Genomic DNA, 14,109 nt, shown 5'->3' with positions numbered 1-14,109 from the left:
CGCCGGCGACTTGTTCCAGGAGCCGAAACATGAATACCCGTCCGCTGCGCATGCAGGCACTCGCCGCCGCACTGTCCGCACTGTTCGCATCCTCCGCCTTCGCCGAAGGCCTCACGCTGCTGCATGTCGGTGACCAGGAGTCCTGGCTGCTGTCGGCCCAGGGCAATCTGCGCGACAACGCCTCGCAGGCGATTTCCTACTACGGCGGCATCGACCGACTGGCCAGCGTCATGTCCGGCGCGGAATCGGCCGCCAGCGCCGCCGGTCGCACCGTGTTCAAGCTGAACGCCGGCGACGCCTTCCTGCCCGGCCCGCGCCTGAATGCCAGCTTCGTGAATCTGGGCAGCGCCTACAGCGACGGCGGCCAGGACTTCTACGACGCGATCGCGATGCGCCACATCGGCTTCGATGCCGCGGTGTTCGGGAATCACGAATTCGACCTCGGCCCGACGGTGGCCGCCCGCTTCGCCGCGGTGTCCGGCACCACCTATCTGTCGTCCAACCTGAACTTCGGTGCCACTGCCGAGTTCTCGTCGCTGGCCGCAGCCGGCAAGGTGGCGCCCTACACGCTGCTCACCACCGACGGCGGCAAGAAGGTGGCAGTGGTCGGCGTGACCACGCCGCTGCTGCCCGGCATCAGTTCGCCGGGCGCGGTGAACATGACCGCCGGCTGGACCGCGGCCAATACCGAAGCGCAGAACCTGAATGCGCTGGTGTCGCACGTGCAGGGCCAGATCGACGCGGCGCGCGCCCAGGGTGCCAACACCGTCATCGTCATGAGCCACCTGCAGAACGCGGCCAACGAGCGCAATGTGCTCATCCCGCAGCTGCGCAATGTGGACGTGGTGCTGTCCGGCGGTGGTCACGAACTGATGGCCGATATCGATGACAAGCTGATTCCGGGCGACAGCCGCGGCATCACCGGCCTGCCGCAGATGGTGAAGGGTGCGGACGGTCGCGACGTTGCGCTGGTCACCTCCAACTTCGGCAACCGCTATGTCGGTGAACTGAACCTCACCATCGACGACGTCACCGGTGCCGTGACCGCCATCGACGGCTCGCGCATGCTGCGCGTGAGCGGTGCCGCGGCCGACGCCGACCGCGTGAGCGGCGACAGCTTCCTGAAGACCGCGGTGGTCGATCCGGTGCAGTCCTACATCGGCGTGCTCAACGCCACCGTCATCGGCACATCGCAGGTGTCGCTCAACGGCGCGCGCGGCGTGGCCGGCGCACCGGGCAGCTTCCAGGCCGGCGTGCGCAATGCCGAAACCAACCTCGGCAATCTGGTGGCCGACGCGATGCGCCACGCCGGCGGCACCGACATCGCCATCCAGAACGGCGGCGGCATCCGTACCTCGATCGGCGCCGGCAACGTGACCGTGGGCAATACCTTCGACGTGCTGCCTTTCACCAATCTGGTGAAGACCGCGCAGAGCGTGAATGCCGAACAGCTCAAGGCCATGATGGAACACTCGGTGTCGAACGCCTCGGCCGCCGGCAACGCCGACGGCCGCTTCGCCCAGATTTCCGGCATGCGCGTGGTGTATGACACCACGCGTGCGGTGGGCGACCGGGTCATCAGCATCACGCTGGACGACGGCACCGTGCTGGTGCTGGACGGCAAGGCGGTGGCCGGCGCCCGTCCGGTGTCGCTCACCACCATCGACTTCACCGCCGCAGGCGGCGACGGTTACGCCTTTGCGGCCTGGGGCGTGCTGTTCGACAACGCCACCAACACCATCACCTACCAGCAGGCGCTGCAGGAATACATCACCGACTCGGTGGCCGAAGGCGGTCTGGGTGGCGTGATCTCCGCCAGCCGCTACGGTGCGGCGAACCCGCTGGACAACGCCGGCCGCCTGGTCGACGCCGCCCTCGCGCCGGTGCCGGAAGCCGATACCTGGGCCATGCTGATGGCCGGCCTGGGCCTGATCGGTTTCTTCGCGCGCCGCCGCGCCGCTGCCTGATCGCGCATCGCTGATCCGCGCCCCGCGCCTGCAGCGCGCGGGGCACTTCGATTACGCTACACCCTGTCGCCGGAACATGCCCATGGCCTCCTTCTCCCGTACCGCACCGTCCCGCCTGCTCACTCGCCGGCTCGCCCTGGCCGCCGCCGTGGCGGGTCTGTTCGCGTCCGCCGCCCATGCCGACAACATCGCCCAGCCGCTGCCCTTCGCGCAGGACTGGTCCAACATCGGCCTCATCACGGTCAATGACAGCTGGGACGGTGTGCCCGGCATCACCGGCTACCGCGGTGACGATCTGGTCACCACCACCGGTGCCGATCCGCGCGCCATCACGGTCGACGGCACTGGCGTGATCGACGTCAATGCCAACCAGACTGCCCCGAACACCTTCACCACCGGCGGCGTGGCCGAATTTCATCTGGCCGACCCGGTCGTGGCGCTGACCGGTTCCGGCACCGCCGACGCCCCCTTCCTGCTGCTGTCGCTGGACACCACCGGCCGCAGCGGCATCACGGTGCGCTACGACCTGCGCGATCTCGACGGCTCGACCGACAACGCGGTGCAGCCGGTCGCGCTGCAGTTCCGCGTCGGCGGCAGCGGCCCGTTCACCGATGTGCCGGCCGCCTATGTGGCGGATGCCACCGAAGGCCCGTCGCTGGCCGGCAAGGTGACGCCGGTGTCGGCCACGCTGCCGGCCGCGGCCGACAACCAGCCGCTGCTGCAGCTGCGCATCATCACCACCAACGCGGTCGGCAATGACGAGTGGGTGGGTGTGGACAACATCGTGGTGGACGGCGGTGCGGCCGGTGGCGTCAATGCGCCGGTCATCGCGACCTGCCCGTCGCTGTCGCTGCAGGCCGGCCAGGCCGGCAACGTGACCGTGTCGGCCAGCGATGCCGACAGCGTGGTCAATGCGCTGAGCGTGGTCGGCAGCCTGCCGGCCGGCGTCACGCTGGGCAGCCTGAGCCCTGCGGCTGCGGACGGCGATGCCGCCACTGCCTCGCTCGACGTGTCGAGCGCCACCGCCGCCGGTTCGTATGCCATCACGCTGCGCTTCGCCAACAACGAGGCGCAGAGCGGTGACTGTACGGTGAATCTGTCGGTGGCCGCCGCGGCGGCGATCACGCCGATTCCGGTCATCCAGGGCAGCGGCGAAACGAGCCCGCTGGTCGGCCAGAGGGTGGTCACCGAAGGCGTGGTGACCCGTCTGAACAGCAATGGCTACTTCATCCAGAACGACCTGCCGGATGGCGACGACGCGACCTCGGAAGGCCTGTTCGTGTTTACCAGCACCGCTCCTGTGGTCAACGTGGGCCAGCGCCTGCGCGTGACCGGCACGGTGACCGAGTTCAATGTCGGCGCGGCCACCAATGCCGCCACGCTGGCGCGTCCGCTCACCCAGCTGACGAACGCGACTGCGAGCCTGCTGGGCAGCGGTCATGCCATCGCGCCGACCGTGATCGCGGCGATGCCGGCCGAAGGCCTGGAGCGCTACGAAGGCATGCTGGTGCGCATCGAAGGCCCGATCACCGTGGGTCAGAACTTCTTCCTCGGCCGTTACGGCCAGCTCACGCTGTCCACCGAAGGCCGTCTGGAGAAGCCGACCAACCGTCACCCGGCCGCGTCCGTTGAAGCCGCCGCGCTGACGCTGGACAACGCGCGCCGCAGCTTCCTGCTGGACGACGGCAGCAGCCTGCAGAACCCGAATCCGATTCCCTACATCGGTGCCGACAACACGGTGCGTGCCGGCGACACGCTGGCCAGCGTGACCGGCGTGATCGACTTCGGTCTGGCCACCAACAGCAACACCGGTCTGGCCGACTACCGTCTGCATCCGACCGAAGCGCCGGTGTTTGTGCGCAGCAACCCGCGCAGCGCCACGCCGCCTGCGGTCGGCGGCAACGTGAAGGTGGCCAGCTTCAACGTGCTGAACTACTTCAATGGCGACGGTCTGGGCGGCGGTTTCCCGACCAGCCGCGGTGCCAGCACCGCGGCCGAGTTCTCGCGCCAGAAGGCCAAGATCGTCGCCGCGCTGAGTGCGCTCAACGCCGACGTGGTGGGCCTGATGGAAATCGAGAACGACGGCGACGGCAGCCGCAGCGCCATCCAGGATCTGGTGTCCGGACTCAACGCGGTGCTCGGCGCCGGCACCTACGCGGTGGTACCGGACCCGGCCAACGGCACCGGCAGCGATGAAATCAAGGTCGCGATGATTTACAAGCCGGCTCGCTTGTCGCGCGCCGGTGCCTCGTTGAGCGACACCCGCGCGGTGTTCAGCCGCCCGCCGCTGGCGCAGACCTTCGCCGCCGCCAATGGCGAGAAGTTCAGCGTGGTGGTGAACCACTTCAAGTCCAAGGGCAGCTGCCCGACTTCGGGCGCCGACCTCGACCAGGGCGATGGCCAGGGCTGCTGGAACGCGCTGCGGGTGCAGCAGGCGCAGGCGCTGCGCGAAACCATCGCCGGCCTGCAGGCTTCGGCGGGTGACGCCGACGTGATCGTGATCGGTGACCTGAACGCCTATGGCAAGGAAGACCCCATCCTCGACCTGACCGCCCACGGCTATGTCGACCAGATCGACCGTTTCGACGCGTTCGGCTACTCCTACGTGTTCGACGGCGAAGCCGGCTATCTGGACCACGCGCTGGCCACCGCCAGCCTGAGCGCCCAGATCACCGGTGCCGCGCACTGGCGCATCAACGCGGACGAACCGTCGGTCATCGACTACAACACCGAGTTCAAGCCGCAGGACCTGTACGCGCCGAACGCCTTCCGCTCGTCTGACCACGACCCGGTACTGGTGGGCCTGTCGCTGCAGAAGGCGATCCGGGGCGGCGCCGGCCGCGACACGCTGACCGGCTCGGCCGGCGATGACGTGATCACCGGCGGCGAAGGCGCGGACACGCTGACCGGCGGCGCCGGCGCCGACACCTTCGTCTATCTGAGCCTGCGTGACGGCGTCGATACCGTGACCGACTTCGCGCCGGGCACTGACCGCATCGACCTGAGCGCGCTGCTGGCCAGCCTTGGCCTCGATCGCAGCGTCGCCTGGGCCGCCGGCCACGTGCGCCTGCTCGACGGCAGCGCCGGCGTCACCGTGCAGATCGACACCGACGGCCTGGCCGGAACGGCTGCACCGCGTGCGCTGGTGACCCTGCGCGGCGTGACCGCCGCCCGCATCGACGTTGCCCGCGACCTCGGCCTCTGAACCTGAAGGAATCCAGACATGAACATGCTTCGCACGACCGTACTCGCCGCAGCTTCCGCCATCACGCTGCTGGCTGCCCTGCCGGCCCAGGCAGCGATCCAGAACTGGGACTTTTCCGGCCAGTTCGATTCCGGCGCCCTCATCGGCGCCGCCTACAGCGGCCGCGTTGCCTTCGATGACGCCGCGCTGACTGGCGTCGGCCACGAATGGCTGCTGCTGGACAGCTTCAGCTTCACGCTGCTCGGCCAGCACTACGCGCTGGCTGATGCTGCCGCGCCGGCCGAAGCGGCTTTTGTCGATGGCCGTTTCGTCGGCGTGGGTTACAGCGTCGCCAGCGGCGATCCGCTGTTCTCGCTGGTGGCGGGCTATGAGCAGATCGGCGAAGCTTTCGTCGCCTATGACACGGTGGCCGGTCTGTCCGGCGCCGGTTCGCTGGCCTTCACGCCGGCGGTGCCGGAACCGGGCAGCTGGGCGCTGATGGCCGGCGGTCTGGCGCTGCTCGCCGGCATGGCGCGCCGCCGGGCCTGATCGCGGTTCAGGCCGCCTGCGCCTGCAGCGTGCGCTGCAGGCGCCGGGCGTGCCACAGCCGCAGTGCGAACAGCGTGCCCAGCACGCTGGCGTACAGAATGGGTTCGGTGAGGTCCTTCTTCACCAGCCACCAGTAGTGCGCGACGCCGAGCACCGCGACCGCGTAAACCGCGCGGTGCAGGCGCTGCCAGGTGCGACCGCCGAGCCGGCGGATCATCGCGTTCGTCGAGGTGGCGGCCAGCGGCAGCATGAGCACGAAGGCGGCAAAGCCCAGCGTGACGAAGGGGCGCTTGGCGATGTCCTTCAGCATGCCCGGCCAGTCGAAGAACTGGTCCAGCCACACATAGGTGGTGAGGTGCAGGCAGGCGTAGAAGAAGGCATACAGACCCAGCATGCGGCGCAGCCGCACCAGCCAGTGCCAGCCGGTGAGCTGGCGCAGCGGCGTGACCGCCAGCGTGAGCAGCAGCAGCCGCAGCGTCCAGTCACCGGTGGCGCGGGTGATGTACTCGATCGGATTGGCCCCCAGCGCGTCGCGCAGGCCGGCCGACACCAGCACGAGCAGCGGCAGCAGGCCGGCCACCCACAGCGCGCGCCAGATCAGCGTGAACTGCCGGCGGTCCGGGTTGAAGCGGGGCAGACGCATGTTCAGACCTGGGGTTACACGCATGCTCAGAAGTTTTTCTGCAGGTCCATGCCGGTGTACAACGAAGCGACCTGATCGCCGTAGCCGTTGAACATGAGCGTCTTGCGCTTGGTGAACTCGCCCAGCCGGCGTTCGCGTGCCTGGCTCCAGCGCGGGTGGTCGACATCCGGATTCACGTTGGAATAGAAGCCGTACTCGCGCGACGCCGCACGGGTCCAGGAGCTGACCGGCTCCTTGTCGGTAAAGCGTATCTTCACGATAGACTTGGCGCTCTTGAAGCCGTATTTCCACGGCACCACCAGGCGCATCGGTGCGCCGTTCTGATTGGGCAGCACTTCGCCGTACAGGCCGACCGCGATCAGTGTCAGCGGATGCATGGCTTCGTCCAGCCGCAGCCCCTCCACGTAAGGCCAGTCCAGCACGCCGCTGCGCACGCCGGGCATGGTCTGCGGGTCGGCCAGCGTGGTGAATTCGACGTATTTCGCGCTGCCCAGCGGTTCGACCTGCTTCAGCAGCGCCGACAGCGGAAAGCCCACCCACGGAATGACCATGGACCACGCCTCGACGCAGCGCAGCCGGTAGATGCGCTCCTCCAGCGGCGCAAGCTTCAGCACGTCCTCGATGGCCAGCGTTTTCGGCTTGTTCACCAGGCCTTCGATGCTTACCGTCCATGGCCGCGTCTTCAGCCGGTGGGCGTTGCGCGCCGGGTCGCTCTTGTCGGTGCCGAATTCGTAGAAATTGCAGTAGCCGGTGATGTCCGAATAGTCGTTCAGCTTCTCGCTGGTCGAGTACGGACTTTTCACCAGCGGCCCCAGCGGCTGGCCGCCGTGGCCGGCCGCCCGGGCGGCCGGCGGCAGGCCGGCGCCGATCAGTGCGGCACCCAGCCCGAGGCCGGCGGTACGGATGAAGTCGCGACGGCCGTCGAACAGCGCACGCGGGGTGATTTCGGACGGCGCGATATCTGCCGGACGTTTGATCAGCATGGGTAAACTCCTCCTGTCACGGCAGCAGACCGTACGCGCTGCCCAGAACTTACCGATAGACCGTCGATGAGCCGAAAGATTTTTCACGAACTGCACGCGGCGCTGATGTGCGCCGACCCGGACGCCAAGTGCTCGCAGGTGGCCGCGCTGTGGCGCGACTGGCAGGCCGGCGTGGTGTTCGACCGCAGCGCCGGGCCGCCGCACCACATTCCCGACGCCGGCCGGCCCGAGCGGCCGGAACTGGTCGAGCCGTCTGCGCTGCGTTCGCGCCGCATGGGCAGCCGTGAAGGGCATGGGGCGATGATCCACGCCATCTGCCACATCGAATTCACCGCCATCAATCTGGCGCTGGATGCCGCCTGGCGCTTCCGCGAACTGCCGGACGACTACCGCGGCGACTGGCTGCGGGTAGCCGCCGACGAGGCGCGCCATTTCGGCCTGCTGCGCACCCATCTGCGGACGCTGGGCTACGACTACGGTGACTTTCCGGCGCATGCCGGGCTGTGGGATATGGCCTGCCGCACTGCGCACGACGCGCTGATCCGGATGGCGCTGGTGCCCCGTGTGCTGGAGGCGCGCGGGCTGGACGCCACGCCGCCCATCATGGCCAAGCTGCGCACCATCGGCGATCAGGCGGCACTGGGCATCCTGGACATCGTGCTCACCGACGAAATCACCCACGTGGCGATCGGCGACCGCTGGTTCCGGCAGCTGTGCGCGCAGCGTGGACTGCCGCCGGAACCCACCTTCCTGCGGCTGTTCAACGAATTCGATGCGCCGCGGCTGCAGCCGCCGGTGAACGAAAAAGCCCGCCTGGAGGCGGGCTTTTCGGCAGACGAAATCGCGACGCTGGCGGCGGAGCGCCGAGCGCCGCCCGGTGCCGGCTGAGCCGGCCCGGCGCTGCGCGCGGATTACTTCAGGCCGGCAGCGTAGTCGGCGACCGCCTTGATTTCGGCGTCGGTCATCTTCACCGCGATCATGCGCATCATCTTGGCCGGATCGTTGGCGCGTTCGCCGACGCGGAAGGTCTTCAGCTGGGCTTCGGTGTAGTCGGCGTGCTGACCGGCGATGCGCGGGTACTGCGCCGGCAGGCCGGCGCCGGCCGGGCCATGGCAGCCGGCACAGGCGGGCAGACCCTTGGACTGGTCGCCACCGCGCCAGATCTTCTGGCCCAGTTCGATGCTTTCACGCGAGCCGCGAGCCTGACCGCCGGCCGGCTTCTGGCTGGCGTAGTAGGCGGCGACATTGCGCATGTCCTGATCGGACAGGCCGGCGGCCATGCCGGCCATCACGCCGTTCACGCGCTCGGCGGGCTTGCCGTCCTTGCTCTTGAAGTTGCTGAGCTGCTTGTAGATGTATTCCGGATGCTGGCCGGCCAGCTTCGGGTTGGCCGGGATGGTGCTGTTGCCATCCGCGCCGTGACAGGCCGCGCACACCTGGGTGGCGATCGCCTTGCCCGCGGCAGCGTCTGCCTTGGGAGCGGCTTTTTCTTCGGAAGCCAGCGCGCTGGCCGAAACGAGGGTCAGAGACAGGGCGAAACCGAGAGCGTTGAGGTGGCGCATGACTATCCTTGAGCGGGTGATGCCGGGCAAAGGTCCGGGAAAGTTTCGGTGATACGCTAAACTCCCCATTTTACCGCGTTTTCCCGGGCGCGCATTGCGCGATTCTGATTTGTCCTCTCTGTTCCGTGGCGCTGCCTTCCATATCTCCGTAGCCAAGCCGACCGGTCTGCCGGCGGCGGCCGGTCCCGAAATCGCGTTCGCCGGCCGTTCCAACGCCGGCAAGTCGAGCGCGATCAACACGCTGGTCGGCCATACGCGGCTGGCTTTCGTCAGCAAGACGCCGGGCCGCACCCAGCTCATCAACTATTTCAAGCTGGTCAAGGGCGGCTTTCTGGTCGATCTGCCGGGTTATGGCTTCGCCCAGGTACCGCCCGAGGTGCGCCGCGCCTGGGCCGGCCTGATCGAGCGCTATCTGAAGGAGCGCGAAAGCCTGGTCGGGCTGGTGCTCATCATGGATTCGCGCCACCCGCTGACCGAACTGGACTGGAACATGATCCAGTGGTTTTCGCAGAGCGGAAAGCCGATGCACGTGCTGCTGACCAAGGCCGACAAGCTCACCCGCAGCGCGCAGGCCTCGACGCTGGCCGATGTGCGCAACCAGCTGTCCGGCATGGGCGATCAGGTAACGGTGCAGCTCTTTTCCAGCCTGAAGAAGACCGGTGTCGACGAGGTGGAGAATGTGGTGGCGCCCTGGCTGACCGCCGCACTGCCGGACGCATCCGCCGAACCCTGAAAAAAAGAAACCCACGGCTCAAGGGGATATCGCCGTGGGTAAGAAACGCCTCGCTTGTAGGCACCCGCTCAGGGAGGTGAAGCGGGTGACGGCTCGCACCGTCATGGATTACGACCGGGGGTGTTGTGCCGAGTTCCCTATTTGTCCTGGACAAATCAAACTTATTTGCGCACGACCGATACGAGCACTGCCGTGCGGCCGGGCCACGGCATGACGTGCGTCGTCCTGCCGGCCGGGCCAGCGACTATCATCAAGGTTCGTCCGGTCCCCGGCCCGGTTCCTCTGAACACTTCACGCTGCCTTTCACGGATTGCCCGATGTCGAACAACCCTGCGCCCAGCCATTTCCCCTCCACCCGCATGCGCCGCATGCGCCGCGACGACTTCTCCCGCCGCCTGATGCGGGAGAACAGTCTGTCGGCCGATGACCTGATCTATCCGGTGTTCGTGCTTGACGGCCCGACCCGCAGCGAGGCGGTGGCGTCCATGCCCGGCGTGAACCGGGTGAGCCTGGATCTGCTGCTGGGCGTGGCCGAACAGGCGGTGGCGCTGGGCGTGCCGGCGCTGGCGCTGTTTCCGGTCATCGACGGGGCGCTCAAGACCGAGGACGCCGCCGAAGCCTGGAATCCGGACGGTCTGGTACCGCGTACCGTGCGTGCGCTGAAGGCCCGCTTCCCCGAACTCGGCGTGATCACTGACGTCGCGCTCGACCCTTACACCTCGCACGGTCAGGACGGCCTGATCGACGCCGCCGGCTACGTCATGAACGACGAAACGCTGGAAGCGCTGGCGAAACAGGCGCTGTGCCATGCCCAGGCCGGCGCCGACGTGGTGGCGCCGTCCGACATGATGGACGGCCGGGTCGGCCGCATCCGCTTCGAGCTGGATGCGCACCGGCTGATCCACACCCGCATCCTCGCCTACTCGGCGAAGTACGCCTCGGCCTTCTACGGCCCCTTCCGCGACGCGGTGGGTTCGGCCGGCAACCTCGGCAAGGGCAACAAGTACACCTACCAGATGGACCCGGCGAACAGCGACGAAGCGATCCGCGAAGTCGCGCTCGACATCGCCGAAGGGGCCGACATGGTGATGGTGAAGCCGGGCATGCCCTACCTGGACATCGTGCGCCGGGTAAAGGCCGAACTGGGCGTGCCGACCTACGCCTATCAGGTGAGCGGCGAGTACGCGATGCTGAAGGCGGCGGTGGCCAACGGCTGGCTTGATGAACGCGCCACCGCGATGGAAGCGCTGCTGGCCTTCAAGCGCGCCGGCGCCGATGGCATCCTGACCTATTACGCGCTGGATGCCGCGCGCTGGCTGAAGGAAGGCTGAGGTCGCTCAAGCCCGCGTCAGCGCGCGGGCGCGGGGCAGTTGCAGCACCGACGGCAGCCGCAGGTCCACATACGGATGATGCGCGGGGCTGCGGCTGATCCACACGGTGCGCATGCCCAGCCGTCGGGCGGTTCGCAGGTTTTCCGCAGTGTCTTCGACCATGATGCAGCGCGAGGGTCTGAGACCGAAATCGCGCAGCAGGTGCAGGAAGCCGGTCCGCCTCGGCTTCGGGGTGTAGCGTGAATGTTCGATGGCGTGCACGCCGTCGATCAGCGTATCGAGCCCGGTCGCCTGCAGCACCGCTTCCGCGTAATGCAGCGGACCGTTCGTGAACACGATCTTGCGGCCGGGCAGGCGGCGCAGCAGGTGGCGCACCGCGCGGTCGAACACGATGCCCGGGCGCAGCGCCTCGACGTCGTGAGTGCCGTGCAGGAAGTGCGCCGGGCGGGTGCCGTGGTGGCGCATCAGGCCCAGCAGCGTGGCGCCGTAGCGGTGCCAGTAGTGCGCACGCAGATGATCTGCCGCCGCGTGATCCAGCCCGAGTTCGCTCATCAGCCACGCGGTCATCGCCCGGTTCAGATGCGGAAACACGTGCGGATTGGCGTCGTGCAGCGTGTTGTCCAGATCGAAGATCCAGACCGGCTGGCGCCCGCCCCCGATATACGCTCGGCTCGAGCCGGCCGCGCCCGGTCGTTCAACCCCCGCCGGGGGACGGGCCGGGCGGCGCCCGGCCCAGGGGGACGTCATTTGCTCTTGATCAGCGTGCCGACGCCGTCGTCGGTCAGCACTTCGAGCAGCAGCGCGTTCGGCACCCGGCCGTCGATGATGTGCACGCTTTTGACGCCGCTGCGCGCCGCGTCCAGCGCCGAGCCGATCTTGGGCAGCATGCCGCCGGACAGCGTGCCGTCGGCGATCATCGCGTCCACGTCGCGCGGCGTGATGCCGGTCAGCAGATTGCCCGCCTTGTCCAGCACGCCCGGCGTGTTGGTCAGCAGGATGAGCTTTTCCGCCTTCAGGATTTCCGCCAGCTTGCCGGCCACCACGTCGGCGTTGATGTTGTAGCTCTCGCCGTCCGGGCCGACGCCGATCGGCGCGATCACCGGGATGAAGTCGCCGCTGTCGAGGAAATTGATGATGGTCGGGTCGATCGACGAAATGTCGCCGACCAGGCCAATGTCCAGCATTTCGTCCGGCTTGTCCTTGTTCGGCATCATCAGCTTGGTGGCACGGATGAAGGAGCCATCCTGACCGGTCAGGCCCACCGCCTTGCCGCCGGCCTGGTTGATCAGATTGACGATTTCCTTGTTCACATGCCCGCCGAGCACCATTTCGACGATGTCCATGGTCTCTTCGTCGGTCACCCGCATGCCCTGGATGAAGGTGCCCTGCTTGCCCACCTTCTTCAGCACTTCGTCGATCTGCGGACCGCCGCCGTGCACCACAACCGGATTCATGCCGACCAGCTTGAGCAGCACCACGTCGCGCGCGAAACCCAGCTTCAGCGCCGGATCGGTCATCGCGTTGCCGCCGTACTTCACGACGATGGTCTTGTCCTGGAAGCGGCGGATGTAGGGCAGCGCTTCCGACAGCACCGCAGCCTTGGCGTGGGGCGTGATTCCTGAAATCAGGTCGTTCGTGGTCGACATGGCGGTGGCTCGGGCATGGGTTTGTAATGGGGCCGAATTCTAGCCGTGCACTGCACAAACAAAAAGCGGACACCCTGAGGTGTCCGCGCTGTGCCACCGCGTCCGCGGCGCTTACTGGATGGTGAGCTTGCGCGAACTGGCGGCCACCTTCTTCGGCAGCGTCAGCTCCAGCACGCCGTCGGCGAAGCGGGCCTGGGCTTTGGCTTCGTCGATGTCCTGGCCGAGCTGGAAGCTGCGCGACACCTTGCCGTAGTGGCGCTCGGAACGCAGCACACGCTCGCCTTCCTTGTTCTCCACCGTGCGCTTCTTTTCGGCGCTGATCGACACCACCGCGCCTTCGATATTCACGTGGATGTCGTCCTTGGCCACGCCCGGCAGGTCGGCGTGGACCGTGTAGGCGTCCTTGTCTTCCTTCACGTCGACCTTGAGCGCCGGTACGTCCGGATTGCCGGCGAGGTCTACCGGCTGCAGCACGAGGCCGCGAAAGTCCTTGAACAGATTTTCAAACGGGTCCCAGCGGGTCACTTGATTCATTGTTTCGTCCTTTCCATGTCGGGTGCGGTGGTCCGCGTACACCCAAGCTAGGGTTGGAAAAAAACGATTTCAAGACCGGCTGTTCAGCCGCTTGCGCTGCGTCAACATCCGGATCGCGTCGCGGTTGGTCCACGAAAAAACCGCGTCCAGCGCTTCGCGCCAGGGCAGCCAGCGCCAGTCGCGGTGCTCGTCCGGTGCCAGCCGCACCGGCGTGTCACGCGGCACGCACAGGCTGAAGGCGTGCTCGGTGTTGTGGGTAACGCCCGGTGGATAGCGGTGGCGCCAGATCGGATAGATCTCGAAACGGCTCGTGTGGTGCCAGCGGTCGAAGGCCTCGGGCGGCGCGACGATGCCGGTTTCCTCCTCCACCTCGCGCCGCGCGGTCTGTTCCGGCGTTTCACCGGCTTCGATGCTGCCGGTGACGGACTGCCAGTAGCCCGGATGCTTGGCCCGCTCGATCAGCAGGATGTCGCCCTCCGGATTGTGGATCAGTACGAGGACGGACTGGGGGCGTTTCATGCGCTCGCCATGAACGGACGGCTGCGGCTGTGCGGCTGGTCGATCAGCACCCAGAACGGCGTGCCGCGCCCGCGCCATTCGTCAGCGGCATCGTTGAGTACGCCGACCAGCGCGTCGAAATCGTCCTTGCAGCGTTCGACCGGTTTGGCGCAGTTGCTCAGGTGCAGCAGATAACCGCGACTTTCCGGCAGCCAGGACAGATCGCCCAGGCTGTCGCCGAGCGCGTCGAGGTTGTGGCCGAAGGTGTCGGGAAAGCCCAGCGTGTCGGCCAGTGCCTGCAGCAGCGAAGCCTGGTCGCGGGTGTCCTTCAGGTCGATGCCGATCAGCAGCAGGCCGGCCTGTTCGGCCACGCGGGCGGCACGGGCGGCGGCGGCCGGCTGGGCGGAAAACACGCCGCTGCGGGCGGCGTCGGCGAGGCGGGCTTGCATGGAATCGGCGGGGGGCAGTGCGGACATGCT

The 14,109-nt window shown here is 67.5% G+C and carries 14 protein-coding genes; 6 read left to right on the top strand and 8 right to left on the bottom strand.

Annotated elements, in window-relative coordinates; genetic code table 11:
* Window positions 1-29: 29 nt before the first annotated feature.
* From METUNV1_RS14210 to METUNV1_RS14200, 3 genes are all read left to right on the top strand, one after another.
* Window positions 30-1,967 (top strand): 5'-nucleotidase C-terminal domain-containing protein, encoded by a 1,938-nt coding sequence (locus METUNV1_RS14210; RefSeq protein WP_008062968.1) that lies wholly within the window; start codon window positions 30-32, stop codon window positions 1,965-1,967.
* Between the two features lie 82 nt (window positions 1,968-2,049).
* Entirely contained in the window at window positions 2,050-5,172 is a 3,123-nt protein-coding gene (locus tag METUNV1_RS14205) for an ExeM/NucH family extracellular endonuclease (protein ID WP_008062967.1), read from the top strand.
* A gap of 18 nt (window positions 5,173-5,190) precedes the next feature.
* Window positions 5,191-5,700, top strand: a complete 510-nt coding sequence (locus METUNV1_RS14200) for a PEP-CTERM sorting domain-containing protein (protein ID WP_008062965.1) — start codon at window positions 5,191-5,193, stop codon at window positions 5,698-5,700.
* A gap of 7 nt (window positions 5,701-5,707) precedes the next feature.
* Here METUNV1_RS14200 and METUNV1_RS14195 read toward each other — a convergent pair whose 3' ends face one another.
* Both METUNV1_RS14195 and msrP read right to left on the bottom strand, forming a co-directional pair.
* Window positions 5,708-6,343, bottom strand: coding sequence for a protein-methionine-sulfoxide reductase heme-binding subunit MsrQ (locus METUNV1_RS14195; RefSeq protein WP_008062962.1), 636 nt, complete (start codon window positions 6,341-6,343; stop codon window positions 5,708-5,710).
* Between the two features lie 26 nt (window positions 6,344-6,369).
* Complete coding sequence (gene msrP, locus METUNV1_RS14190) at window positions 6,370-7,326, bottom strand: protein-methionine-sulfoxide reductase catalytic subunit MsrP (protein ID WP_008062958.1); 957 nt, start codon at window positions 7,324-7,326, stop codon at window positions 6,370-6,372.
* A gap of 66 nt (window positions 7,327-7,392) precedes the next feature.
* Between msrP and METUNV1_RS14185 the strand changes: the two genes are divergently transcribed.
* On the top strand, window positions 7,393-8,214 hold the full coding sequence (locus tag METUNV1_RS14185; RefSeq protein ID WP_008062956.1) for a ferritin-like domain-containing protein: 822 nt from the start codon (window positions 7,393-7,395) through the stop codon (window positions 8,212-8,214).
* A 23-nt stretch (window positions 8,215-8,237) separates the two neighbouring features.
* Here the strand turns inward: METUNV1_RS14185 and METUNV1_RS14180 are convergent, their stop codons facing one another.
* A complete protein-coding gene (locus METUNV1_RS14180; protein WP_008062954.1) occupies window positions 8,238-8,888 on the bottom strand; it encodes a c-type cytochrome in 651 nt (216 codons plus the stop codon).
* Window positions 8,889-8,997: 109 nt separating this feature from the next.
* Here METUNV1_RS14180 and yihA point away from each other — a divergent pair, with 109 nt between their 5' ends.
* Window positions 8,998-9,621, top strand: coding sequence for a ribosome biogenesis GTP-binding protein YihA/YsxC (gene yihA / locus METUNV1_RS14175; protein WP_008062953.1), 624 nt, complete (start codon window positions 8,998-9,000; stop codon window positions 9,619-9,621).
* Window positions 9,622-9,938: 317 nt separating this feature from the next.
* Window positions 9,939-10,952 carry a porphobilinogen synthase gene (hemB, locus tag METUNV1_RS14170; RefSeq protein ID WP_008062951.1) on the top strand — a complete coding sequence of 338 codons (1,014 nt, stop codon included), beginning with the start codon at window positions 9,939-9,941 and terminating at the stop codon, window positions 10,950-10,952.
* A 6-nt stretch (window positions 10,953-10,958) separates the two neighbouring features.
* Here the strand turns inward: hemB and METUNV1_RS14165 are convergent, their stop codons facing one another.
* The 5 genes from METUNV1_RS14165 to METUNV1_RS14145 form a co-directional block, all read right to left on the bottom strand.
* A complete protein-coding gene (locus METUNV1_RS14165; RefSeq protein WP_139026381.1) occupies window positions 10,959-11,585 on the bottom strand; it encodes a pyrimidine 5'-nucleotidase in 627 nt (208 codons plus the stop codon).
* A 110-nt stretch (window positions 11,586-11,695) separates the two neighbouring features.
* Entirely contained in the window at window positions 11,696-12,598 is a 903-nt protein-coding gene (argB, locus tag METUNV1_RS14160; protein ID WP_008062949.1) for an acetylglutamate kinase, read from the bottom strand.
* A gap of 111 nt (window positions 12,599-12,709) precedes the next feature.
* Complete coding sequence (locus tag METUNV1_RS14155) at window positions 12,710-13,132, bottom strand: Hsp20/alpha crystallin family protein (protein ID WP_008062948.1); 423 nt, start codon at window positions 13,130-13,132, stop codon at window positions 12,710-12,712.
* Window positions 13,133-13,201: 69 nt separating this feature from the next.
* Entirely contained in the window at window positions 13,202-13,651 is a 450-nt protein-coding gene (nudB, locus tag METUNV1_RS14150) for a dihydroneopterin triphosphate diphosphatase (RefSeq protein ID WP_008062947.1), read from the bottom strand.
* The gene (locus METUNV1_RS14145) at window positions 13,648-14,106 is read right to left on the bottom strand and encodes a barstar family protein (RefSeq protein ID WP_008062932.1); all 459 of its coding nucleotides are present in this window, start codon (window positions 14,104-14,106) and stop codon (window positions 13,648-13,650) included. Before METUNV1_RS14145 ends, nudB begins: the two co-directional genes overlap by 4 nt.
* Between the last annotated feature and the right edge of the window lie 3 nt (window positions 14,107-14,109).

Origin of the sequence: Methyloversatilis universalis FAM5, from assembly GCF_000214035.2 — a bacterium.
GTDB classification, from domain to species: domain Bacteria; phylum Pseudomonadota; class Gammaproteobacteria; order Burkholderiales; family Rhodocyclaceae; genus Methyloversatilis; species Methyloversatilis universalis.
The sequence above is the reverse complement of the archived record's forward strand: the minus strand, read 5'-3'. Positions and strand labels throughout refer to the sequence as shown.